Source organism: Sorangium sp. So ce385 (genome assembly GCF_051474135.1).
GTDB classification, from domain to species: domain Bacteria; phylum Myxococcota_A; class Polyangia; order Polyangiales; family Polyangiaceae; genus Sorangium; species Sorangium cellulosum_D.
The window spans coordinates 6,412,914-6,436,416 of record NZ_CP150337.1; the positions used below are offsets into that span (position 1 = coordinate 6,412,914).

Annotated in this window: 19 protein-coding genes; 7 read left to right on the forward strand and 12 right to left on the reverse strand. The window is 73.5% G+C overall.

Annotated elements, in window-relative coordinates; genetic code table 11:
- Positions 1 to 74 precede the first annotated feature (74 nt).
- The 4 genes from WME83_RS23405 to WME83_RS23420 form a co-directional block, all read right to left on the reverse strand.
- Positions 75 to 1,193, reverse strand: coding sequence for a hypothetical protein (locus WME83_RS23405; RefSeq protein ID WP_437321499.1), 1,119 nt, complete (start codon positions 1,191 to 1,193; stop codon positions 75 to 77).
- A 208-nt stretch (positions 1,194 to 1,401) separates the two neighbouring features.
- Positions 1,402 to 2,193 carry an SDR family NAD(P)-dependent oxidoreductase gene (locus tag WME83_RS23410; RefSeq protein ID WP_437321500.1) on the reverse strand — a complete coding sequence of 264 codons (792 nt, stop codon included), beginning with the start codon at positions 2,191 to 2,193 and terminating at the stop codon, positions 1,402 to 1,404.
- A 205-nt stretch (positions 2,194 to 2,398) separates the two neighbouring features.
- Positions 2,399 to 3,778 (reverse strand): OmpP1/FadL family transporter, encoded by a 1,380-nt coding sequence (locus WME83_RS23415; RefSeq protein ID WP_437321501.1) that lies wholly within the window; start codon positions 3,776 to 3,778, stop codon positions 2,399 to 2,401.
- On the reverse strand, positions 3,778 to 5,100 hold the full coding sequence (locus WME83_RS23420) for an OmpP1/FadL family transporter (protein WP_437321502.1): 1,323 nt from the start codon (positions 5,098 to 5,100) through the stop codon (positions 3,778 to 3,780). Before WME83_RS23420 ends, WME83_RS23415 begins: the two co-directional genes overlap by 1 nt.
- 51 nt (positions 5,101 to 5,151) lie before the next feature.
- On the opposite strand from WME83_RS23420, the gene rlmN reads away from it, so the two are divergent.
- From rlmN to tatC, 3 genes are read left to right on the forward strand one after another with little or no spacing between them, the layout of a single operon-like run.
- Positions 5,152 to 6,441 carry a 23S rRNA (adenine(2503)-C(2))-methyltransferase RlmN gene (gene rlmN, locus WME83_RS23425; protein WP_437321503.1) on the forward strand — a complete coding sequence of 430 codons (1,290 nt, stop codon included), beginning with the start codon at positions 5,152 to 5,154 and terminating at the stop codon, positions 6,439 to 6,441.
- A 44-nt stretch (positions 6,442 to 6,485) separates the two neighbouring features.
- A complete protein-coding gene (gene tatB, locus WME83_RS23430) occupies positions 6,486 to 7,142 on the forward strand; it encodes a Sec-independent protein translocase protein TatB (protein WP_437321504.1) in 657 nt (218 codons plus the stop codon).
- Entirely contained in the window at positions 7,139 to 8,023 is an 885-nt protein-coding gene (tatC, locus tag WME83_RS23435) for a twin-arginine translocase subunit TatC (protein ID WP_437321505.1), read from the forward strand. The genes tatB and tatC overlap by 4 nt, the downstream gene beginning before the upstream one ends.
- Positions 8,024 to 8,285: 262 nt before the next feature.
- Here the strand turns inward: tatC and WME83_RS23440 are convergent, their stop codons facing one another.
- The 5 genes from WME83_RS23440 to WME83_RS23460 all read right to left on the reverse strand — a co-directional run bounded on the left by WME83_RS23440 (position 8,286) and on the right by WME83_RS23460 (position 11,962).
- Entirely contained in the window at positions 8,286 to 9,224 is a 939-nt protein-coding gene (locus tag WME83_RS23440; RefSeq protein WP_437321506.1) for a prolipoprotein diacylglyceryl transferase, read from the reverse strand.
- A gap of 2 nt (positions 9,225 to 9,226) precedes the next feature.
- On the reverse strand, positions 9,227 to 9,991 hold the full coding sequence (lspA, locus tag WME83_RS23445) for a signal peptidase II (RefSeq protein ID WP_437321507.1): 765 nt from the start codon (positions 9,989 to 9,991) through the stop codon (positions 9,227 to 9,229).
- Between the two features lie 180 nt (positions 9,992 to 10,171).
- The gene (gene lspA / locus WME83_RS23450; protein WP_437321508.1) at positions 10,172 to 10,855 is read right to left on the reverse strand and encodes a signal peptidase II; all 684 of its coding nucleotides are present in this window, start codon (positions 10,853 to 10,855) and stop codon (positions 10,172 to 10,174) included.
- Between the two features lie 166 nt (positions 10,856 to 11,021).
- The gene (locus WME83_RS23455) at positions 11,022 to 11,582 is read right to left on the reverse strand and encodes a DUF4398 domain-containing protein (protein ID WP_437321509.1); all 561 of its coding nucleotides are present in this window, start codon (positions 11,580 to 11,582) and stop codon (positions 11,022 to 11,024) included.
- A 26-nt stretch (positions 11,583 to 11,608) separates the two neighbouring features.
- Positions 11,609 to 11,962, reverse strand: a complete 354-nt coding sequence (locus tag WME83_RS23460) for a DUF4398 domain-containing protein (protein ID WP_437321510.1) — start codon at positions 11,960 to 11,962, stop codon at positions 11,609 to 11,611.
- Positions 11,963 to 12,499: 537 nt separating this feature from the next.
- Between WME83_RS23460 and WME83_RS23465 the strand changes: the two genes are divergently transcribed.
- On the forward strand, positions 12,500 to 14,896 hold the full coding sequence (locus tag WME83_RS23465; protein WP_437321511.1) for a DEAD/DEAH box helicase: 2,397 nt from the start codon (positions 12,500 to 12,502) through the stop codon (positions 14,894 to 14,896).
- 179 nt (positions 14,897 to 15,075) lie between these two features.
- Here the strand turns inward: WME83_RS23465 and WME83_RS23470 are convergent, their stop codons facing one another.
- A complete protein-coding gene (locus tag WME83_RS23470) occupies positions 15,076 to 15,888 on the reverse strand; it encodes an SDR family oxidoreductase (protein ID WP_437321512.1) in 813 nt (270 codons plus the stop codon).
- A gap of 287 nt (positions 15,889 to 16,175) precedes the next feature.
- Between WME83_RS23470 and WME83_RS23475 the strand changes: the two genes are divergently transcribed.
- Both WME83_RS23475 and WME83_RS23480 read left to right on the forward strand, forming a co-directional pair.
- On the forward strand, positions 16,176 to 17,753 hold the full coding sequence (locus WME83_RS23475; protein ID WP_437321513.1) for a serine/threonine-protein kinase: 1,578 nt from the start codon (positions 16,176 to 16,178) through the stop codon (positions 17,751 to 17,753).
- An 89-nt stretch (positions 17,754 to 17,842) separates the two neighbouring features.
- Positions 17,843 to 18,721 carry a class I SAM-dependent methyltransferase gene (locus WME83_RS23480; protein WP_437321514.1) on the forward strand — a complete coding sequence of 293 codons (879 nt, stop codon included), beginning with the start codon at positions 17,843 to 17,845 and terminating at the stop codon, positions 18,719 to 18,721.
- Positions 18,722 to 18,846: 125 nt separating this feature from the next.
- On the opposite strand, the gene WME83_RS23485 is transcribed toward WME83_RS23480, so the two are convergent.
- Positions 18,847 to 19,965: a DUF1566 domain-containing protein gene (locus tag WME83_RS23485; protein WP_437321515.1), complete on the reverse strand. Its 1,119-nt coding sequence runs from the start codon at positions 19,963 to 19,965 to the stop codon at positions 18,847 to 18,849.
- A 384-nt stretch (positions 19,966 to 20,349) separates the two neighbouring features.
- Here WME83_RS23485 and WME83_RS23490 point away from each other — a divergent pair, with 384 nt between their 5' ends.
- On the forward strand, positions 20,350 to 21,126 hold the full coding sequence (locus WME83_RS23490) for a hypothetical protein (protein ID WP_437321516.1): 777 nt from the start codon (positions 20,350 to 20,352) through the stop codon (positions 21,124 to 21,126).
- A 138-nt stretch (positions 21,127 to 21,264) separates the two neighbouring features.
- On the opposite strand, the gene WME83_RS23495 is transcribed toward WME83_RS23490, so the two are convergent.
- Complete coding sequence (locus tag WME83_RS23495) at positions 21,265 to 22,815, reverse strand: pre-peptidase C-terminal domain-containing protein (RefSeq protein WP_437321517.1); 1,551 nt, start codon at positions 22,813 to 22,815, stop codon at positions 21,265 to 21,267.
- Positions 22,816 to 23,503: the final 688 nt, after the last annotated feature.

Consider the following 23,503-nt stretch of genomic DNA (forward strand, 5'->3'; position numbering starts at 1 on the left):
GCGTCAACGGCGGCGCGCCGGGCCGCCGGCGCGGGCGGCCGGGGCGGCGCGGCGGGCGGGCGATCCGGGCGCGCTCACGGCTCGGGCGGCGGGAGCGACGCGTCGGCCGGCGCGACGCCGGCGGCGACCGCGGGGTGGTCCTCGCCGTCGCGCGTCCCCGCCGCCTGCGTGACGAACAGCAGCGAGAACCCGGGATAGGCGGCCACCCAGGGCGCGCGCGGCGCGAGCGCGGAGGACGCGCCGAACACCGGCGCCGCCGCGCGCTGGAGCGGCCCGTCGTGACCGGAGCGGGCCGCGAGGCCGATCGCGGAGCGGCCTGCGCCGTCGCGGCCGGCGTAGTAGACGCGCAGGATCGGGCGGCCCGTGGCGGAGACGGCGAGCACCGGCGCGGGGTCGAAGACGGCGGCGCTGTCGAAGGGCTCGTCCTCCGCCGCGCTCGCGCCGGCGGCCGGCAGGGGCGCCGGCGCGAGCGCGGGGCCGTCGCCGACGCGCTCCCAGGCGAGGCCGTCGTCGCTGCGCGCCTCGCCCACGAAGGACGCGCCCCCGTCGCCCGCGACGACGTAGAACATCCGGAGCGAGCCGTCGGGCAGGCGGACCACGCCGGGGCTGCCGGGAACGGCGCCGCGCTCCCAGCCGTCGCCGGGCGCGGTCGGCGCGAGCACGGGCGCCGGCTCGCGCGCGAAGGCGGCGCCATCGGCGCTGCGCGCGACGCCGATGCCGCCCTCCGCCGCGTAGTAGAGCCAGATTTCGCCGCCCAGGAGGAGCGCCGAAGGGGCCGCCACCGTGCCGCCTTCCCAGGGCAGCTCCGGCGCGAGGACCGTCACCGGCGATCGCTCGAACGAGCGGCCGTCCGCGGCCTCGTAGCGGACGATGGCGTTCGGCGGGGCGAGCGGGTCTGGCTCGGCGTCGTCGGGGCCGAGCGTGGCGGCGAAGAAGCCGGCGGCCGCGAGCGTCGAGGGATCGCCGTCGAGATCGACCACCGAGGCGTCGCGCGCGAAGCGCGCGTCGTCGTTCATGACGTGCGGGGCCGCCCTGGAGTTGCCGAGCTCTTCCTGGTCGATCTCCCGGAACGGACCGGCGAGCGCGTTCGGCAGGCTGCCCGCGTCGGCCTCCTCCGAAGGGAGCGTTGCGCAGGAGCCGAGCGGCCACGGAACCGCGCAGAGGGCGAGCGCTCGAGGGAGGAGGAGCAGCATCGGCACGCGCGGGCCGAGGCGTGGAGCAGGCCTGCGTGGACCCCGAGGTTCACGGATGGGCATGCGCGTCGGATCCTGGAGCACCGATCCATCCTAGTGCATCCCCGCAGGGAGCGGCCTGCGAGGGCGGAGGGCAGCCGACACATCGCTGTTGTTCGGCGCCAACTCGGATTTCTACGGTTACCTGGAGTCGGTTCGAAGGAGATCGTCACCGGGCGGTGAAGCCGCCGTCGATGAGGAGGGTGGTCCCGGTGATGAGCGACGCGGCAGGCGACGCGAGGAAGACGACGGCGCCCGCCACGTCGACGGGCTCGCCGACGCGCCCGAGGGGGATCTTCGACAGGAGATCGTCTCGAAACGCCTCGTCTTTGAGCCATTTGACGGTGCCCGGCGTCCGGATGAACGTCGGGGCGACCGCGTTCACGTTGATGCCGTACTTGGCCCACTCGACCGCGAGGCATTTGGTCAGGTGCGCGATCCCTGCCTTGGTCATGCAGTAGACCGACTCGGTCGGTAGACCGACGAACCCCGCCTGCGAGCTCAGGTTCACGATCTTGCCGCTGCGGTTCTGGATCATCGTCCGCCCGACCTCCTGGCTCACGAAGAACGTGCCCTTGAGGTTCACCGCGACGGTGAGGTCGAAGTCCTCTTCGGTCACGTCTTCTGCGGGGTTCGGCGGGCCGACCCCGGCGTTGTTGACGAGGATGTCGATCCGACCGAAATGGCGGATCGCTTCGGCCACCGCGCTCCTGATCTCCGACGTGCGCGTCACGTCCATTTGCAGCGGGAGCGCGCGTCGGCCGAGGGCGCGTATGGCCTCGGCGAGCTCCCCCGCCGAGCCGATCTCGCGCAGGCCAAGGGCGATGTCCGCGCCGGCGTGCGCGAGGGCGAGCGCGCATGCGTTCCCGAGGCCGCGGGCGGCCCCGGTGACGAGCGCTACCTGTCCCTTCAGATCGAAGCGGGGTGCTTCGCCTGATGAAGAAGGTGTATCCGTTGGCATGAGGTCGTCTCGCAATAACTGGGGCTCGCGTCAAGCGCGCGGCGACGGTGGTGGCTTCGCGGGGTGATGTCGTCGTCGCGTTCTTCCCGAAGGCCTCGCAGATGCAGATCTCCGACGAACGCTCCGGCGCGTCCTCGTCGCCGATCATCCACAGCGCCACATGGTTGCCCGGCACCCTGACGCCCCTCGCCCTGAGCTCACGGGATCAGAACGCAGCCGTCACCGTCGCGCCAAGGTTCACCATCGTGCCGTCCGCTCGGTAATCCCCGACGAAATCGGCCGGATTGTCCTTCTCCACCACCACTTCCGGCAGCACCGACAGTTGCCCGTGCACATCGATCCGGAGCGAGCCCGGCAGCTCCGGCAGAGGCCGATTCAAGACCACGCCCGCCCCCAGAGAGAGCGTGTGCCGATCTGCGTCGATGTAGTTCGTCACCCCCCGCTGCGGCGGGACCGGCGAGCGCTCGTAGACGTACCCCGCGCGGAGCGGGATCTCGATCGCGTGGCGCGCCCCTGGCCCGCCTTGCCCGGCCGCCTCGCGCGGGCTCCCCGCCGCGGCGATCACGTACTCGACGCCCAGCCGCGGCACGAGCCGATCCTCGAACCGGAGCGGCACCACGGACGTGGGCCTCGGATCGTCGGGCAGGTCGAGCGGCACCTCCGGGGGCGGCGACGCCTCGAGGTGCGCCCGCGTCCTCGCCACCGGGCTCTCGTAGGCCGACCAGTTCACCCACGTGACGTCGAGGTTCACGCGCAGGCCCCGGACGCGCTGGAAGCTCGCGCCCACGACGACCTGCTGCGGCAGGAACGCGTCGACCGTGCGCGACTCGAGCTCATAGAGGAGCGGCACCTCGATGCCCGCGAAGTCGACGACCCCTTGCAGCCGCGCGTCGATCGACAGCGGGAGCTTCGCCTCCCCGCGGTAGGCGACCCCCACGAAGCCGAGATCCCAGGCGCGCACCCGCGCGCCGAGCTGCGGGTAGCGGATCGACGTGAGATCCGCGTCCACCTCGTGGCGGAGCGCGGATTCGTAGGGCGACAGCGCGTCGGCGCGGCCCGTCACCGAGAAGCGGCCCCGCGTCGAGGCGAGGAACGCGACGCCGCCGCCGAGCTCCAAAAACGGGAGCGGGCGCACCGCGATGTTCGCGGCGAGGAACAGGATCGAGAGCCGGTCGTCGTAGAGCTCCCAGCGCGGCGTCTCCTGGCGGATCGCCTTGATCCGCGACAGCCCGTCGTCCGGCAGGAACGTCGCCAGCCCGAACGCGAACGGGACGCCGAGCACCTCGCCCGGCACGACGAGGCCGCCCGACAGCCCGTGGACGTCGCGCACGCCGCTGTCGCGGCCGTTCGTGCGCAGGCGGTTCGACGCGTAGCTGTAGCCGAGCGAGAGGCCGAGCCCCGTCGCGCCGGCGAGGCCCGCCGGGTTGTAGTAGCTCGCCGAGAAATCGGTCGCGTCCGCCGCGAGCGCGCCGCCCATCGAGGCGCCGCGCGCGCCGAAGCCGTACGCATCGGGCGCATGTGCGCGCGCTGGCCCGGCGGCCAGCGCGGCCAGCAGCGCGGCGGCGGCGCAGGCGGGCCGGCGCATCAGAACGCCACCCCGAGCGTCGTCCCGCCCGCGACCAGGACGCCCCCCGTGCGCACCGCGCCGGCGCCGCCCTCCGCGCCGCCCGCGGCCGGCTCGCCGCGCTTCCGGTGCGCGCGCGGCAGGAGCAGCTGCACCTCGCCGAACAGGTCCAGCGTCAGCCGGGGCAGCGGCGCGGCGAGCGCGAGCCCGTAGCCGAGCGAGAGCGCGACGCGCGCGTTGTCGTAGAGGTTCGACGCGCCCGTCTGCTCGGGCGCCGGCGACGGCTCGAGGTACGCGCCGCCGCGCGCGTGCGCCGTGGCCCCCGGCCGCAGCGCGAGGCTGCGCTCCACGCCGACCCGCGGCACGACCGTGTCCGAGTACCCCGGATCCGCGGGCGCCGGCGCCCCGCACGGGCCGGCGAACGGCTCGCCCGTGGCGGGGTCGACGTCCGGGCAGCGCACCGTCGCCTCGGCCGGGCCGGGGTACGCCGACCAGCGCTTGTACGTCGCGCCGATCGCCACCTTCCAGGGGCCCTTCACGCGCGCCACCTCGAGCGCGACCTGCGCCGGATCGTACTGCGCGATCCCCGCGATGTGGAGCGGCGGCACGGCGATCCCCCCGAGATCCTCGGCGTGGATGACGACGTCGAAGCGCCCGGCGAGCTCGCCGCGGAACGTGGCCCCGACGCGGTACGCGCCGATGTCGTAGCTCGCGCCGAGGATCGGCCCGTAGCTCGCGACGAGGGTGTCCTCGACCAGCGTGCCCACGCGGCCGGACGCGTCGGTCGCCACCGTCACCGAGCCGGACAGCGCCGCCAGCGCGGCGAAGCCGGCGCCCACCCGGACGCCGTGCCCGAGCGACGCGCCGAGCGCCGCCTGCGCCGCGACCGACTGCGTCCGGTCCGCGACCGGGAACTGCGGCGTCTCCGGGTAGAGGATCCGCCCGCGGACCACCACGTCGAACGGCGCGAAGAAGCCGAGGCCGATCGTCACGCGGTCCGCGAGCGCGCCGCCGAACGGGATCGGCACCGTGGCGCCGATCAGGCTGCCGCGCAGCGGCGGGTACGAGAGCCGCCGGCCGCCCGCGCGGAGGTCGAAGATCGCGCCCTCGATCCCCAGGGTGAGCCGGCGCTCGCGCGACAGCGACAGGAGCGCCGGGTTCGCGTAGACGGCCTCGTAGCCCTCCGCGACCGCGGCGCCCGTCGCGCCCATGGCGCTCGCGCGCGCGCCGAAGCCGAGCACGTCCTCCGGCGACGCCCGCGCGGCGCCGGCCGGCGCGAGGGCGAGCCCCGCCGCGACGAGGGGCGCGAACCCGCGCCGCATCCAGCGGATCGGGCGAAGCATGCGCGGGCGACCGTAGACTGGGCCGCCCTGGCGCGCTAGTCGGTATCCGCCGTGGATCCCCGCCCTCGAAGCAGCTCGGACGAACGCCGCCCTCGCCTCGCGCTCCAGGCCGTGCTGCCGGAGGAGCTCGCCGGCGCCTGCGGCATCGACCTCACCGACGCGCGCCGCATCGTCTCGCTGGCGCACCGCCTCGGGGAGCTGCCCGCGCGCGCGCCCGCGACCGTCCGGCGCGTCGCGCTCGAGGCCGCGCGCTCGGCGGGCGAGATCAGGACGCTCGCGCTCGTGGAGCGGCGCGCGAGCGCCGAGGATCCGTTCGTGAAGTACGCGTTCCGCCTGGAGGACGGCGCGACGATCGAGTCGGTGCGCATCCCGCTCGAGCGGCCGGGCCGGTACTCGGCGTGCGTGAGCTCGCAGGTCGGCTGCGCGCTCGCCTGCGCCTTCTGCGCCACCGGGCGCATGGGCCTCGCGCGCAACCTGGAGGCCTGGGAGATCGTCGAGCAGGTGCGGCTCATCCGCCGGGATCTCGGGGCCACCGTGGGCGGCGGCGCGCGCGTGCACGGCGTGCTGTTCCAGGGCATGGGCGAGCCGCTCGCCAACGCCGACCGCGTCATCCAGGCGATCCGGGTGCTCTCGGAGCCGAGCGCGCAGGCGATCGACATGCGCAACATCACGGTGTGCACGGCGGGGCTCCCGTCGGGGATCCGGCGGCTCGCGGCCGAGGTCCCGGGCGTCCGGCTCGGCCTCTCGCTCGGCTCGGTGCGGCCCGGCAGGCGGCGCCACCTCATGCCGATCGACGGCGCGCACCCGCTCGACGAGGTCCTCGCCGCCGTGGGCGAGCACGCGCGCGCGACCGGGCACGCGCCGATGTGGGCGTACACGCTGCTCGCGGGCCAGAACGACGCGGACGAGGACGCCGCGAGCCTGGCCGCGCTCGCCCGCGGCTTCGCCGCGCAGCACGGCATCTCTCCTCGGCTCAGCCTCATCCCCTACAACGCGATCGGCGCGGCCGACGCTCCCCTGCCCTCGCCCGGCGGCGCCGAGGGCGCCTCGCCCGGCGGCGCCGAGGGCGCCTCGCCCGGCGGCGCCGAGGGCGGCGCCGCGCCGGCCGATCCGTTCGCGCGCTCGGCGCGGCTCGAGGCGTTCCGCGCGGTCCTCTCCGCCGCCGGCGTCGGCTCGATCGTGCGCTACTCCGGCGGCGGCGACGTCGGCGCGGCCTGCGGGCAGCTCGCGCGGCCCCCGGCGGAGGCGCAGCGGCCAGGCGGCCGGCGGGCGTCGCCCCGGCCCGGCGCGGCGGCGGAGGCGGCCGCCGTCGGGCCGGGCGCGCCGCCGCGGCCGGCGTGAGGGTCGCTATGGATCCCCGCTCCCGCGCGCGCTAGCTTGCGCGCGTGTTCGGCTTCAGCTTCGGCGAGGTAATGGTGCTCGTCATCGTGGGCATCATCGTGGTCGGCCCACGACGGTTGCCCGCGATGATGCGGACGGCGGGGAGCTGGATCGCCAAGCTCCGCCGCATGACCACCGAGCTCCGGACGCAGAGCGGCATCGACGACCTGATCCGCCAGGAGGGGCTGGAGCGCGAGCTCCGCGAGCTCCGCGCGCTCTCGCGGGTCAACGTGATCGAGACGCTGGTGAAGCCCGTCATCGACGCCGGCACCGTCGGCACGGTCGTCTCGGCGACGCCGCGCGTGAGGCCGCCGGAGCCCGAGCCCCTGCCGCCGCCGCCGGACGTGCCGCCGCCGCCGCAGAGCGTGCCGCCGCTCCGCGAGCGCGAGTACCCGGTGCTCGGCTGCGACGCCTACGGCGCCGAGATCGAGGAAGCGCCCAAGCCGGCGGGCGCGGCGGAGGGCGGGGGCGCCGCGGCGAGCGGCGCTGCGGGCGCGGAGGACGCGGCAGGCGCGGCGACCACGGCGGCGCCGGCGGCCGCGGCAGCGCCGCAGGGCGCGGCAGCGCCGCAGGGCGCGGCGACCACGGCAGGGTCCGCGGCGGCGCAGGAGACCGCGGCGGCGCAGGGGACTGCAGCGACGGGGAACGGAGCGGCGTCATGAGCCAGGAGCAGGCGGCGAAGAGTGGTTCCCCGGGGGCGGCCGGCGCGTCCAGCGACGCCGAGGAGGACCTCGGCGAAGACAAGCCGATGTCGTTCTGGGAGCACCTCGACGAGCTGCGCAAGCGGCTCGTCCGGAGCATCCTCGTCTTCTTTGCGGCCTGCATCGCCGGGTGGGAGGTGCGCGAGAAGCTCCTGCACTTCTTGACCGTCCCGTTCGTGCAGGCGTGGCGGGAGCAGAACCTGCCGGGCAACCCCTCGCTCCACTTCGGCGCGCCCGCGGCCGCGTTCGTCGCTTACTTCAAGCTGTCGATGATCGGCGGCGCGGCGCTGGCCTCGCCGTTCATCTTCTACCAGCTGTGGGCGTTCGTCGCGCCGGGCCTCTACGCCCGCGAGAAGCGGTACGTCATCCCGTTCGTCCTGTTCTCGACGATCCTGTTCGTGGGCGGCGGCCTGTTCGGCTGGCGCGCCGCCTTTCCGATCTCGTTCGGCTACTTCCTCAGCATGGCCGGCACGGTCGGCGGCGACGGGGTGACGATCACGCCGACGGTGATGATGGGCGACTACCTGGACTTCGTCGCCCAGCTCCTGCTCGGCTTCGGGATCATCTTCGAGATCCCGCTCATCGTGCTGTTTCTCTCGATCGCGGGCATCGTCAACTACCTGCAGCTCATCCTGTTCGGCCGCTGGTTCGTGTTCGGCGCCTTCGTCCTGGCGGCCATCCTGACGCCGCCGGACATCACCAGCCAGCTGGTCATGGCCGTGCCGATGTGCCTCCTCTACGTGCTCTCGATCGGGCTCGCGTACGTCTTCGGCAAGCCGCCGACGGACGACCAGCGCGCGGCGTACAAGAAGCGCAAGCAGAAGGAAGTCTCCCAGGGCTGACGTCCGGCGCGGCGCGGCTCGGGCGGGCCGCGCGCCCCCGCGCCTCGTCGGTGTCCCCGGGGCGACGAACGGGTTGAAGCTGCCTGAAACGAGCAGAAACACGAACCGCCAAGGACACGAAGGACGCCAAGAAAAGACGATCACTTGGCGTCCTTCGTGTCCCTGACGCCTCAGCGGTTTGTCTCTCGCTCGATCGACGTGATCGGCGCTTGAGCGTCGCCCTTGGCGGACGGCGCATGCCGCGCGCCGTCAGGGCCGCGGCTCAGGCCGCGGGCGCGATCGCCGCGGGCGCGGCCTTCCGGCTCCGCGCCACGTGGATCGCGATCGCGGCGCCGAGCATCGCGACCCCGATGAGCTGCGACGTGGACAGGCCGACGAGGCCACCCCGGTCGTCGGCGCGCGCGAACTCGAGCGTGAAGCGCCCGAGCGCGTAGAGGCCGAGGAACGTCGCGAAGACCTGCCCGTCGTACCGCTTCCGCCCGTGCACGTAGAGCAGGCAGATCGCCGCGATGGCGAACGACATGGCCGACTCGTAGATCTGCGTCGGGTGCACGGGGTGCGACGGCAGGCGCGCGCTCGCGAGCTCGTGCAGCTTGAACTGCGCCTCGCTCGCTGGGCTGTTCGGCGGGAACGAGAGCCCGAGCGCCCCGTCGGTGCGCTGGCCGAAGCAGCAGCCGGCGAGCAGGCAGCCCATCCGCCCGAACCCGAGGCCCAGCGGGACGGCGAAGCCCGCCATGTCCGCCGCCTTCCAGAACGGGAACCGATCGCGCTTCAGCAGCCAGTACGCCATCGCCGACGCGCCGACGAAGCCGCCGTAGTACGTCAGGCCGCCCGCCCAGAACTTCGCCCACGCCAGGCAATCGCGCTCGGTCGGGTGGCAGACCCCCTTCGCGGCGTCCCAGACGCCGTGGTACCGCGGCTCGCACAGCGCCTGCTCGACCTTCCAGTCGACGAGCGACGGGTCGGTGCACAGGTGCACGTAATCCCAGAAGTATCCGTCGGCGATGACATGGAGGAGCCGGCCGCCGACGACGCCGGCCAAGAGGCAGGCGAGCCCCAGGTCGACGACCACGTCCGGATCCTCGCCGATGCGCCGCGCCCACAGGGCGCCGATCGCGGTCGCGAAGAGGAAGCCGGTCAGCAGCAGCAGGAAGTAGGCGGGGAACGCGACGTCGAGCAGGCGGAACAGCTCGGGCCGCATGGTCAGCCCGCCGACGCCTTCGCCCCGGTCGCCCGGGAGGTCTTCCCCGCGAGCTCGGGGCGCTGGGGGGAGAACATGTCGATCGCCATCAGCCCGACGCCCACGACGATCGCGATGTCGGCCACGTTGAACGTCGGCCACACGAACGTCGGCGTGAACCGCACCTGGATGAAGTCGATGACGTACCCGTACCGGATCCGGTCGACGAGGTTCCCGAGCGCGCCGCCGAGCACGAGCGGCAGACCCCACCTGAGCGCGATCTGCGAGGGGTGGAGCTTGCGGTACAGCGAGACGATGAAGACGATCGCGGCGAGCGAGACCACGAGGAAGAACGGGCGGCGGATCGCCTCGCTCTCGTCGCCCAGGATGCCCCACGCCCCGCCGTGGTTCTTCGCGAAGATCAGGTTCAGGTGGTCCTGGATGACCTCGATCTTCCGGAGCGCGAGCGGCCGGGGCGCGTCGGCGAGGTCCGCGAGCGCCCGCGGCTCCAGCCGGTCCTTGGCCCACCACTTCGTGCCGAGGTCGGCGGCCAGCGTGACGGCCGACACGACGAGCAGGAACACGTACGACGGCCGGTAGGTGGGCTTCGGCGGCGCGACCACATCGTCGGCGTCGTCCTCCAGCGAGGAGCCGCGCCCCTCGGGGTCGCGCTCGCCGGCGGCCAGCGGCTCGCCTTCCGGCGCCTTCAGGGGCGCGGCGCGGTCCGGCTCCGCATCGGCACCCTCGGTCTTCACGGCAGCATCTCGCGGCGTGGCGTCTTCAGTCATGCGGAGCGCGTTCCTCTACGACAAACCGAGCTCTCCGGCAAAGGCTTCCCTCCGGGTGCGCCGTCTCGCCCGTCCGCCCCCGTGCGCCTTCGCCCGTCTCGCGCGTCGTCAGGTCGTGCTTCTCGAGCGTGCGCGCGCAGCCGCGCTCTGACCGCGCGCCGCGCCGGCTGCTTCGGCCCTTCAGCCGGCCGGCGGGGCAGGCGGAGGCGCTTCCGTCGATAGCGGCGGGGCGGCGTCGCCGCCCGCCGGGCCGCCGGGCGCGCCGCTCGGGGCTGACGAGGGAGCGCTCGCGTTGCGGGCCGAGGCGATCATGTCCGTGGACATGAGGATGACGCCGGCGACGATCGCGATGTCGGCGACGTTGAACGTCGGCCAGTGAAACTCCTGGCCGCCGCGGATCACGTACACGTCGATGAAGTCGATGACCCAGCCGTAGCGGATCCGGTCGACGAGGTTGCCCATCGCGCCGCCGAGCGCCAGCGCGAGCCCCCACTTCATCGCGGCCTGGTCCTTGTGGACGCGCCGGTAGATCGAGACGATGAAGACGATCGCCGCGGCGGAGACGAACAGGAAGAACGGTCGCCGCAGGCCGTCCGGGAGGCTGCGGAGGAAGCTCCAGGCGCCGCCCGGGTTCTGCGCGAAGATGAAATCCAGGTGGTCGGGGATGACCGTGAAGATCTTCGGGCCCGACCGCTTCGGGTCGAACCCGGCGAGCCGCGCGTGCGCCCACGCCTTCGTCGCCAGATCGGCGGCGCACGAGACGAGCGAAACGACGGCCAGGAAGGCGAGCGAGGCGCGCTCGCCCGGGGGGAGCTCGTCCGGGAGGAGTGCAGCGGGCGACGCCTGCGGTGCGCCAGAGGACATCACCCTCGCTTCTACGCGATGGCGCCGCGCGGAGCAAACGGCCCGGAGCAGGGCGACGCCGTCCGCCGACCGTCCCCGCGCCGCCTGCGCCCCCTCCGCCGTCCTCCGTCGCTCCTCCGTCGCCCTGGGCCGTCCGCCGCGCGCCGTCTGCCGCTCCGGACGCGGTTCACCGCCCGTTCACGATCGTCAGCGAGCGCGCCGGGGCGCGCGTCAGCGAGCCCTCCGGGCCGCGCGTCAGCGAGCCCTCCGGGCCGCGCGTCAGCGAGCCCTCCGGGGCGCGTGCCCGGGCGGGCGCCTTCGGCGGCTGCGCCGGTTTGCCCGGCTCGAACGGCTCCGCCGCGTCGGCCGGCGGCGCCCCCTTCCGGCGCAGCGCGATCTGCACCTCGGCGTATGCCTGGAGGGCCGCGCCCCGCTGCCGCTCCGCGGCCGCCGTGCGTCCGAGCGCGTCGGCCAGCTGCGCCCGGCGCCCCGCGAGGTACGCGAGATCCCGCGCCTCGGCGACCTCCTTCCCCGCGGCGAACGCGCGCTCCGCGCGCTCCAGCGCCTCGCCGGCGCCCTCCAGGTCCGCGGCCGCGAGCTCCGCCGCCGCGCCCGCTCGGGCGCGCGCGTAGCTCTCCCGCGCGCTGATGAGCTCCTTCGGCGGCAGCGGGGCGCTCGCGCACCCCAAGTGGCCGCCGAGGAGCAGCATGGCCACCGTCGTGGCCGCCATCCTCGGGTTGCATCGCATGGTTCCGCGCCTCCTCCCGCGCGCCCCTACCGGAGCCGCTGATGGATGAATCCGACCTCCCCGACCGCCTCGCGCGCGCGCGCCTGGGCCCGCGCCTCGCGCGCGAGGGCCATGGCGAGCTCCGCGTCCGCCTGCGCGCGCAGGAGCATGCGCCGCGCCCGATCGGCCACGCCCTCGGCCGACAGCCGCCTCGCGCGCTCCACCTGCTCCCTCGCGAGGCGCAGGTGGACGTCCGCCAGCGAGACCTCGTCGGCGCCGACCTCCTCGGCGGCCCGGATCATCGCCTCCGAGGCGACGACCCGCTCGCCGAACGTCGCCGTGCGCGCGGCGCACCCCGTCGCCGACGCGCCGAGGAGCGTCAAGATCACTGCCTTTCTCATGTGCGACACCTCGTGGCCAGCCCCGGACGCGCGATCGCGCGGCGCTGGCGGGTCAAAGAGCGATGTGGACCTCGACTCCGGATCTCCGTCGGATCTCCGTCGCCGGTCGGCTCTCCCTCAGGCAACCAGCACACCAGGCCTGCCCGCGGTGGGGCTCTGCCTGAGCGCCCCCGCGCGGCGCGCCGCCCGGCGTCCGTCGGTGCAGCAGGATCGCCGAGCGCGCTGAGACGTCGGCTCACGCGCCGTATCCGCGCTGCCCAACCGTTGCGCGCAAACGAGCCATTCGCCGCCGCGCGCCGCGCGAGCAACGCCTCCACGGCGGGAGGGCCGCCGAGCTCCGAGTTCGCTCGAGGACACGAGCGCTCCCCGCTCTCCCGTACGCGCGCCTGCCCTGCCCGCCGTCGCCCTCCCCCGCGCCCACCCGCGGCGCCGCCCGCCGCGACCGGGTGCGGCAGCTTCCCACAGATCCACCCATCGCGCCCCCCCGCGCCCGATCCGGTTGAGCGACACGGCGCATCTGTTTAGTATGCCGGCGTCATGCCGTCGCCCCCCTGGAAGATCGAGACCGGCGTCGAGACCGTCATCGCGTCGTGGCTCGCGTCGGGCTACGTTCGCCCTTGTTTCACCGCGGATCGCGAGATGCCGCCGGCCGAGGCGCGCACCGCGCCGATGCCCGAGGCGCTCTCGCCGGCGCTGCGCGGCGCCCTGGAGCGGCGCGGCATCTCGCGGCTCTACGACCACCAGGCCCGGGCCTTCGCGGCGGCCCGCGCGGCGCGCGGCGCGGCGGAGGCCGCGCAGGCCGGGCGGCACGTGGTCGTCGCGACGCCCACGGCGAGCGGCAAGAGCCTCTGCTTCCACCTCCCGGTGCTCGACGCGCTGGCGGAGGGCGCCGCGTCGGGCCAGGGCGGCAGCGCGATCTACCTGTACCCGACCAAGGCGCTGGCCCGGGACCAGGAGGCCGGGCTGCACGCGCTCATCCGCGAGGCGGGGCTCACGATCCCGGCCATCGTCTACGACGGGGACACGCCGGGCGACGCGCGGCGGGCGGCGCGCGAGCGCAGCCCCATCGTCATGACCAACCCCGACATGCTCCACGCGGGGATCCTGCCGCACCACGCGCACTGGGCGCGGACGTTCCAGCGCCTGCGCTACGTCGTGCTGGACGAGCTCCACACCTACCGCGGCGTGTTCGGCTCGCACGTCGCCCACGTGCTCGCCCGGCTGCGCCGCGTCGCCGCCTTCCACGGCTCGAGCCCGACGTTCCTCTGCGCGACGGCGACCATCGGCAACCCGCGGGCGCACGCCGCGCGCCTCCTGGGCATCGCCGAGGACGAGCTCGAGCTCATCGACGAGTCGGGCGCCCCGCGCGGGCCGCGGCGCTTCTTCCTGTACAACCCGCCCGTCGTGAACGCGGAGCTCGGGGTGCGCGCCAGCACGCTGAAGAGCGCGGTCCGCCTCGCCGGGGATCTCGCGCGGGCCCGCGTGCCGACGCTGGTGTTCGGCCAGTCGCGCAACTCGGTCGAGATCATGCTGAAGTACCTGCGCGAGGGCGTCGGCAAGGAGATCGGGGCGGAGGACGCGATCATGGCCTACCGCGGCGGCTACCTCCCGGAGACGCGCCGCCGGGTCGAGCGGGGGCTCCGCGAGGGCGAGATCCTCTGCGTCGTGGCCACGAACGCGCTCGAGCTCGGCATCGACATCGGCGAGCTCGACGCGGTGATCTGCGCCGGTTATCCCGGGTCGGTCGCGGAGACGTGGCAGCGCTTCGGCCGCGCGGGCCGGCGCGGCAAGACGAGCATCGCCGTCCTGTGCGCGACGAGCGCGGCGCTCGACCAGTACCTCGCGAGGAACCCGAGCTACCTGCTCGAGCGCGGGGCCGAGTCGGCCCGGATCGATCCGCAGAACACCGAGATCCTCGTGCAGCACCTCAAGTGCGCGGCGTTCGAGCTGCCGTTCCTCAAGGGGGAGTCCTACGCGGCGATGCCGGCGGACGACACCGTCGCTGCGCTCCGCTTCCTCCAGGACAACGGGGTCGTCCACGAGTCGAACGATCGCTTTCACTGGGCGACCGACGCCTATCCGGCGAACCACGTGAGCCTGCGCTCGGTGGGCTGGGACAACTTCGTCATCATCGACAAGGCGCTCGGCAAGACGCTGGCGGAGCTCGACTGGCGCGCCGCGCCGACGATGCTCCACGAACAGGCCATCTACCAGCACGACGGCGAGCAGTATCAGGTCGAGCGGCTCGACTACGAGAACCACAAGGCCTTCGTGACGAAGGTCGTCCCCGACTATTTCACGACCGCGCTCACCCATCGAAAGGTGAGCATCCTCGACGAGAGCGCGAACGCCCAGCTCGGCCGGGCGACCGCCGCGTTCGGCGAGGTGAGCATCGTGGAGAAGGTGGTGGGGTACAAGAAGATCAAGTTCTACACGCACGAGAACACGGGGTATGGCGACGTGCGGCTGCCCGACATCCAGATGCACACGACCTCGTTCTGGCTCACCGTGCCCGAGGCGCTCTGCGAGGAGCTCGGCCTCGGCCGCGCGACCGCGATCGACGGCCTGCGCGGGATCGCGCGGGCGCTGGAGACGGTCGCGACGCTCTCGCTCATGTGCGATCCGCGGGACATCGGCCAGACGCTCGAGGACGGGAGCGAGGCGCGGGCGCCGGACGTCCCGCCCGGCGGCGAGCCGGCCGGGGTCTTCGACCCGACGCTGTTCCTGTTCGACAACGTGCCCGGCGGCGTCGGCCTGTCCGAGCGCATCTACGAGCAGCGCGACGAGCTCCTCGCGCGCACGCGGCAGCTCATCGCGGGGTGCGGCTGCGACCAGGCCGGCTGCCCCCTGTGCGTCGGCGCGACGGAGTCCATCGACGCGAAGCGCAAGCGCGCGGCGCTCGGGCTCCTCGAGATCTTGCTCCACCAGGCGTGAGGCACGGGCCGCGAGCGGGGAAGAAGATTGAACCACAGAGGCACAGAGGGCACAGAGGAGAGAAGGAGAGAAGAATAAAAAGCGCTGTTTCTCTCCTTCTCTTGTTCTCTCCTCTGTGCCCTCTGTGCCTCTGTGGTTCCCTCTCTCCTGCATCCAGGGGAGCGCCCTGCGACGCGGCGCTATCCCCTCTTCACCGCGAAGCCGGCGAACGCCTGCATGACGGGCATCAGCTCCAGCCGGTTCACGTTGACGTGCTCCGGGAGCGTCGCGCACCAGACCACGGCCTCGGCCACGTCCTCGGCCGAGAGCGGCTTCACCCCCTGGTACACGGCGGCGGCCCTCTCCTGGTCGCCCTTGAAGCGCACCAGCGAGAACTCCGTCTCGGCCATGCCGGGCTCGATGTCGGTGACGCGCACCCGGCTGCCGAGGAGATCGGCGCGCAGGTTCAGCGAGAACTGGGCCACGAACGCCTTGCAAGCGCCGTAGACGTTGCTCCCGGGATACGGCGTCTCGGCGGCCACCGAGCCGATGTTGATGATGTGCCCCCGGTCGCGCGCAACCATCCCGGGCAAGAGCGCCCGCGTGCAGTAGAGCAGCCCCTTGATGTTGGTGTCGACCATCTGCTCCCAGTCGTCGGGATCCGCCGTCTGCGCCGGCGAGAGGCCGAGCGCGCCGCCCGCGTTGTTGACCAGCACCGACACCTCGGACAGCTCCGGCGGGAGCTCCGCGATCGCCCGATCCACCGCGCCCCGATCCCGGACGTCCAGCCGGACGAGGTGGACCGCGGCCGCCCGACCCCCCCCGGGCGACGCGCCCGCCCCGCCGCCCGTGAGCTCGGCCGCGAGCGCCTCCAGGCGCTCGTAACGGCGCGCCGCCAGGATCAACCGAGCGCCCAGGCCGGCGAACCGACGGGCGATCGCCGCGCCGAAGCCAGCGGAAGCGCCGGTGATGAAGACAACCGGAGTCGAATCGTTCAGGGCAGCGTGCATCATGTCCAGAGCGGACTTGTACCAGACCGGCGCAGTTCCAGCGACATCCACCGCACCCTGCGGCGCACGTCGGCCCCGCACGCCCCCACCGGACAGCCGTAGATTCGTCGTGGACGTGCCGCCGCGCTCGCGCGCGTCACAGCCGGGTTTCGGCCGCGTGGGAACGCCGCGAGTCGATTTGTGCAATCGACCCCGGCATCCAGGATGGTCGAGCGCGGTCGCCCCTTTACCCGCCCCCTCGGTGCCATTTACAGTCGGGCACCGTGGAGAGCGCGCCATCGAGGGGGTCTGTGCTGGGGCGTTACGCCGTCGGACCGCGGATGGCGCGCGGCGGGATGGGCGAGGTGTTCCGCGCGGCCGCGCTCGGGCCGGATGGCGAGGAGACTCCGGTCGCCATCAAGCGAATCGTCCCGATGCACGCCGGCAGCGACGATCTGAAGCAGCTCTTCATCGCCGAGGCGAGCATGATGACCCGCCTCAAGCACCCCAACATCGATGAGGTGCTCGACTTCGGCATCGACGAGGCGGGCGACTTCTACCTCGTGCTCGAGCTCGTGTCCGGAACAGATCTCGGCCGGCTCTGCCGATGGATCTGGGCTCGCGGGGAGTCTGTCCCGGTGCCGATCGCGCTCTTCGTCGCGTCCGAGGTGCTCAAGGGGCTCGGCTATGCGCACGAGCGCTCGGCCGCCGAGGGGCGGCTGATGGTGCACCGCGACGTGAGCCCGGGGAACGTGCTCATCTCGCTGGCCGGCGCGGTGAAGATCGCGGACTTCGGCGTGGCGATCGCCACGCGGGGCGAGGCGGGCGACGCGGCCAGGCGCGATCTCGTCGGGAAGCCGAGCTACATGCCGCCCGAGCAGTTCGACGGGGAGCGGGTCGACGCCCGCGCCGACCTGTTCGCGCTCGGGGTGGTGCTCTTCCAGATGCTCACCGGAACGCGGCCGTTCTCCGGGACCAGCGCCGCCACGCGCATGGCCGCGGCGCGCGAGGGGCAGATGCTGCGGGCGAGCGAGCTGCGCCCCGAGGTGAGCCCCGCCCTCGAGGCGCTCCTCGTGCGCGCGCTCGCGCCCCGGCGGGAGGACCGCTTCCCCGACGCGCGCGCCATGCAGGAGGCGATCGAGGCGCTCCGCGAGGCCGGCCACGAGATCGGCGCGCCGGAGGATCTCGCGGCGCTCGTGGGCGCGGCGCTGAAGGAGCCGTCCGAGCCGCGCCCGGCGGGCCACCCCGCGTCCGAGCGCCCGGACGCCGACGCCGACGACGACCTGGAAGGGGGCGAGCTGGCGCGCGCCGACGAGGACAGCCCGTTCACCCTCCGCGTGACGCGGCGGCTCAGCGGTCCGTCGCAGGCGCTCGGCGGCGACGCCGAGCCGCTCGACGCGAACGGCGCGGCGCTGCCGGAGCCGTCGAGCGCCCCGCTGAGCGGCGGATTCCACGCGGTGGCGCCGCCCTCCAGCGAGGAGAGCTCGCTCGATCCGCTCCTGGCCCCGTCCGTGAGGCCGGGGATCCCCTCGCAGCGGCCGCGGGACGAGCTCCGGCCGGCGTCGGTGCCGAGCGCGGCCCTCCCGGCGGCCGGGGCGACGCGGCAGCGCCTGCTCGCGGCGGCGATCGCCTGCGCCGCGCTGGCCGGGATCGCCGTCGCCAGCCTGCGCGTCGGCGAGGGCCGGCTGAGCGCGGCGCACCCCGCGGCCGCGCAGCGCGCCGCGGCCGTGGCGCAGCCGCGGCTCGCCCCCGCGGTGCAGGCGGCGCTCCTGCCGCTGCGAAGGGCGGCGCCGCCGGCGAGCTCCCCGGCCGAGTCAGCGCCCGAGGCGGGCGCGACGCCCGCCGCGGGCGCCCCGACGGGCGCAACGCCCGCCGCCACCCTGCGCTGACCGCCCGCTGCGCCGGCCGCGCGCGGCGCTCAGCCCGCCCGCAGCCCGAGCCGCTTGCGGCGCTCAGCCCGCTCGGCTAGCAGCGCCGCGTGCAACGTCCTCACGCCCTCCTCGCCTTCGCCCTCGCCGCGCTCACCGGGTGTGCCTCCGCGCCTCCTGCGGCGCCGTCCGCCCCTCCCGCCGCGCCGGCCGCCTCGCAAGATGCGGCGCCGGCCGCGACGGCCCCCGCCCCGACCGACGCTGCCGCCTCGGCGCCCGCCCAGGCCACCTCGGTCGAGGTGCCCGCGGCCCTGCGCGCCGTCGTGGAGGCCGCCGACCGCGCGGACGCCGACAAGGCGCTCGACGCTGGCCGGAAGCCCGCGGAGACGCTCGCCTTCTTCGGCATCCAGCCGGGGATGAAGGTCGCGGAGCTCATGGCAGGGGGCGGCTACACGGCCGAGCTCCTGGCGCGGGCGGTCGGCCCGAGCGGGGTCGTCTACGGGCAGAACAACCGCTTCGTCCTCGAGCGCTTCGCCGAGAAGCCGTGGAGCGAGCGGCTCAAGAAGCCCGCGATGAAGCAGGTGGTCCGGGTCGACCGCGAGCTCGACGACCCGCTGCCGCCCGAGGCGCGCGATCTCGACGCCGTGTTCCTCGTCCTCTTCTACCACGACGCCGTGTGGATGGAGGTGGACCGGGCCGCGATGAACCGCGCCATCTTCCGCGCGCTCAAGCCCGGCGGCGTGTACGCCATCATCGATCACGCGGGGCGCGACGGGACGGGCGTCACCGAGGTGAAGACGCTCCACCGGATCGAGCAGAAGGTCGTGCGCCAGGAGATCGAGCAGGCCGGCTTCCGGCTCGCGGCCGAGGCGAGCTTCCTCCGGACGCCCAGCGACACGCGCGACTGGAACGCCTCGCCCATGGCGTCGGGTGACAAGCGGGGCATGAGCGACCGCTTCGTCCTGAAGTTCGTCAAGCCCGGCGGCTGACCCGCGGCGGACGTCGGGTCAGCCCGGGCCGCGGCGCGGCTGCCGCCGCGGCAGGGAGCGCCCGGCGAGCTCCGCGTGTCGGAGATCCCGCCGGGGACTGCTGGCGGGCGGAACGAGGGCGGCGCTCACCCGTCGGAGCGGACGCAGCGCGTGAGCCGCCGGTCGCGGACCGAGTGGTCCTGCGATGTGCCGTTCGTGAAGTTGACGAGGATCGCCTTGTCGGCGCTGCCGATGGCGGGCGTCGACGACCAGAAGACGTCGGCGGGCGCCCCCGGGAAGGCCTCCGGGTCGATCGCCGGCCCGGAACGTCGATCGTCGACGATCGAGAGCAGCTCCTTCGCGCTCGGCAGCCGCCAGTCGCCCTTGCCGGCGAGGGTGAGCTCCTCGCAGTGGGCGAGCGCGCCGTTCCAGATGAAGCGGGTCAGGGAGGCGTGACGCTCCCAGACGAGCCCCGTCCGCCCATCGAGCACCCACTCCTCGCCGAACGACAGATCGGGCGACTCCGTCCCGCCCTCGCCCCCGACGCACAGCGCTCGCGCGCCGGGCATGTCCTTCTGGAAGAACCCCACGGACGCGTCGGCGGCGAGCACGCCCCACGCGTAGCTGTCGTCGTCGGCGACGTCGGTCGCGGACCAGTAGAAGCTGTCCTGGGTGCTCGTGAAGAAGACGTCCGGAAACGCCGTGGTGTGGCCGAAATCCAGGATGGAGACGAGCTCGCGCCGCGTCGGCAGGCGCCACTTCGCGATGCCGCCGACCTGATCGGCGCTGAGCGTCGTGCAGTGCTCCATCGCGCCCTGCAGCGTGAACGTCCCGTTCTCCGTCACCTTTTCCCACGTGAGCCCGGTCACCGAGTCTTTCACGGTGCCGTCGTCTTCCGTGTAGGAGGGGACGGCGATCTCGTAGTTGCCGTCCTGTCCGAAGAAGGGATCCGACGGTCCCGGGCACGCCTCCAGCACGATCGTCCCGTCGGAGCAGCGTGTCGTCGGCGAGTCGGGCCACGTCACCTCGGCGGTGGGCGGCCCTCCGCCGGTCCCTCCCCCGGTGCCGCCGCCGCCCATCGGCTCGCTCCCGCCGCCGCCCATCGGCTCGCTCCCGCCGCTTCCGCCGCCGGTCCCTCCCCCGGTCCCGGAGCCGTAACCGACCTGAAAGGGCTCTCCAACGCATCCGGCGAGCGCGACGAGCTCCACGAGCAGCGCGGCCAGCAGCCGGGTGGAGCGATGGGCGTGAGGGGTCTCGTTCGGCATGGGCGAGCGGCGGCGTCCGTGATGGATCCGGGCCTGCAGCCTACCATCCACCGGGGCGCAGAGATCGATTTCCTCGCAGGCGAGCCCGCGGCGCAGGTCCTCGTCGGCGGCCCGCCCGCCGCGCTTTCTCCGCGAATTTTGCCTGCGCCGAGCCCACGCGCGTTCGCGGCGCCCTGCCGCGCGCTGCCTCCCCCAGGCTTTCGCCGCGCTCCCCCGCGCGCCGTCGCCGCGCGCCCGTGCCGTTCACCGCGCGCTCTTGCCGCTCACCGCGCGCTCTTGCCACGCGCCGCACGTTTTCGCCGCGCGCTCCGCCAGCCCGGAACCGGCAGCCGCGAAAAACGGAGCGAGCACGAAATAAACAGGAGGCTGCGGCGAAGAGTGGGTATGAGCACACGCACCTCCCTTTTGTTCGCGGTCGCGCTCACGGGCAGCCTGCTCGTGGGCTGTGGCGACGGCGCGACAAGCTCGGTCGGGGATCGGGTCGCTCGAGGGGCAGCGGCCTGCCTCCCGGGCGAATCGATCGAGCGGGCCGAGACGAAGGTTTATACGTTCTTCGGCAGCGCCGGCGCGCAGAGCCGGGTCGAGCGGGCGATCCGGCCGGATGGGTCGGAGACCCTCTCGAGCGAGACCCGTCTATCGCCCGCCGACGCCGGCCACGGGCCCGGGGGCGCGCCCCCGACCGGCGGCGTTCTCCGCGAGTACGCCGAGCTCGACCCCTCGGGTCGCCTCGTCTACGCCGACGTCTCCCTCAGCGACGCCGCCGGCATGGTGAAGCGGATGATCCTCGATCCGCAGCACGGCGCCGCGCTGCTCCGCCGGACCGGCCGCGCTTCCGGCTTCGTCCGGATCCCGACCGGAGAGGCCACCATCTATGCGCCGGTGGGCTCGGTCGTGACGCCGGTCGCGGCGTGGGTCGCCCGGCGCGCGGCGCTCGCTGCGCCGAGCGTCCGCATGTTCGACGAGGGGACCGCCGAGAGCCACGCCGTCCTGAGCGATCAGCTGGTCGTCGAGGACGGCCGCGACACGTTCGTGGTGCTCGGCGACGCGGCGCTGTCGGTCGATGACGAGTTCATCACCTCCCTCCCGCTCGGCGCCGCCGCGTCGGCGACGGCCTGCGAGGCGGGGGGGAGCGGCGCCGCGGCTCCCGCGCGCTCGGGGTGAGCCCGTCTGCCGGCGATCCGTGGCCGCGCTCGCGCCGCGCTCGCGCCGCGATCGCAGAAGACACCGAGGACGAGCGCCCGCTCTCCTCGGTGTCTCTCCGCGAGACGAATCGCCGTTACCTCCCGGATCCTCTCCGCTTCACGGGGCCGTGTAGTCGACGTTCACCGTGTACGTGCTGACCGCGTATCCCTGCACGAGGAGGAAGGCCTCCGACGCGCCCTCGGGGACCGTCAGATCGCACGTCTCGTCCGCGCCGTCGAGGTAGGGGCGGCAGTCGTAGGCGCTCAGCGTCGGCTGCTCGCCGAACCGCACATAGAGATCGGGATCCCCCGAGCCGCTCATCACGGCCCGGAAGGTCGTGCCCGGGACGACCGCGATCGGCCCGTGGGATGCCGTCTCGCGCCGCGAGATGCTGCCCTCGAAGCTCGTGGACGTCGCGGTGCCGCCGCCGCCTTCCGCCGACCCCGGCGCGGAGTAGCTCACCTCGATCTCGTAGTTCGACGCCGTGTAGCCGTGCACCTTGATGAAGGCCCTCGTCTCGCCTTCCGGCACCTCGAGCGTGCAGGTCTCGTTGGCGTCGCTGAGGTACGGCCGGCAGTCGAACGAGCGCGCCGTCGGCGCGTCGCCGAATTTCACGTAGAGATCGGGGTCCCCGGTCCCGGTCATGACCACGGTGAGGGTCGTTCCGGGCACGACCTCGATCCCCTCGGCGGGCCCGACCGCGTCGAACGCGCCCCGGGCGACACGGCCGCTGAACGTCTCGGTGGTCGGCACCCCGCCGCCACCGCCACCGCCGCCGCCTCCGCCGCCCCCACCGCCGCCGCCTCCGCCGCCTCCGCCGCCGCCGGCGGGAGCGCCGTAGAGCGCTTGAATGCCTTCGATGTCCTTCTCCGTGAGGTTGAGCGTCCTGTCGCCGGTGCCGTTGCACTGGGGATAGTGCATGACGGACGCTCCGTCGTACTCGGTGAGGGCGCGCCAGTTGTCGTCCTCGAAGCAGGCGCCCGACTCAGGACGGGTGTGCTCGTGGCGGAAGCCGAGGGTGTGACCCAGCTCGTGGCGGAGGATGCCCGTGAGATCGGGCTGGGAGCTGTTGTGAGCGGTCCTGTCGACCAGGACGTTCCGCGACGAGCGCGACTGGCCGGGGAAGAAGGCGCGCGCCAGGTACTGGCCGCCCGCGTTCACGGGGTTCACGTCGAACAGGACGCTGCTGGTGCTCGAGGTGCAGTTCGAGTCGGCGGACTCCACGTGGATGAAGTCGACGTCCGCGACCTCCTCCCACGCCTCCACGGCCGACGCCATCGCGGCGACGACGGACTCGTAGTTGCCCCCGAATCTCGTGCTCACGCAGTAGGTGAGATTGCGCCGCTGCTCCGTCGTCCAGACAATATCGCTGCCCCCGGACTGGTTGACGATCAGCGCACCATCGCGCACATGCGTCTCCCAGAACTCGCGCAGATGCTTGATATCTACGACAGGCGTGTCCCCGTTAACAATGTAGATGCCAGTGTCAGCCTCGCGGAAGACGGTCCGTTCGAAGTCGTCAAATCCCAATTGATTCGTACCGACTGCCTCGGTGCTACCGTCGCCGACGTCTGCCGAGCAACCGGCCGCAGCAGCGGTCAAACCAGCGATCACCACGGCGAGCTTACGGGTGACCACATTGCTCTGGTGCGGCTTTGCAGGATGCATTTGAAGCTCCTTTCGGGGAGGCGAATCACGCTGTCTACGCGAACTCGATGAGACCCAAATGCCTTAACCCGATTTGACCCGCAGTCGGATAGCCAAATCTGACCGCCGTTCAGAAAAAGGGTTCCGGATTGTAAAAAATTTCGAAAGGAGCGCATCGAGTTCTCCCGTCACAGGAAAATTCCTGTGACACGCAAACTGCTCGGATCGTCCTGGACCGACACACTGGAAAATCACACCTCTTGAGTTCAGGCGACGCGCACTTGCACCTCGACAAGCATCGGGATTTTCCTGCCTTCGTTGCGCGGATGAAAGCCACGGCGCGCACGCCTGCAACGCGGCGCCTGCGGCGCGCGCGGCGCGATGCGCGTGGGAGCGAGAGCGGCGCGCGGCCTGCGCCGCGGCGGCGATGCGCGCGGCACGCGGCAGCGATGCGCGCAGCACGCGGCAGCGATGCGCGCGGCACGCGGCAGCGATGCGCGCGGCACGCGGCAGCAGTGCGCGCGGCACGCGGCAGCGATGCGCGCGGCACGCGGCAGCAGGCGCGGTGCACGGGGCAGCGATGCGCGTGCGCGAGGACGCCAGCGGCTGTCGCGGGTGCCCGGCGAGATCGCGCCGTCGCTGCAGCGGCGACGCAGCACGCCGGAGCGCAGCGCTCAGGGGCGCCGACCGAGATGACCCGCGTTCAGAT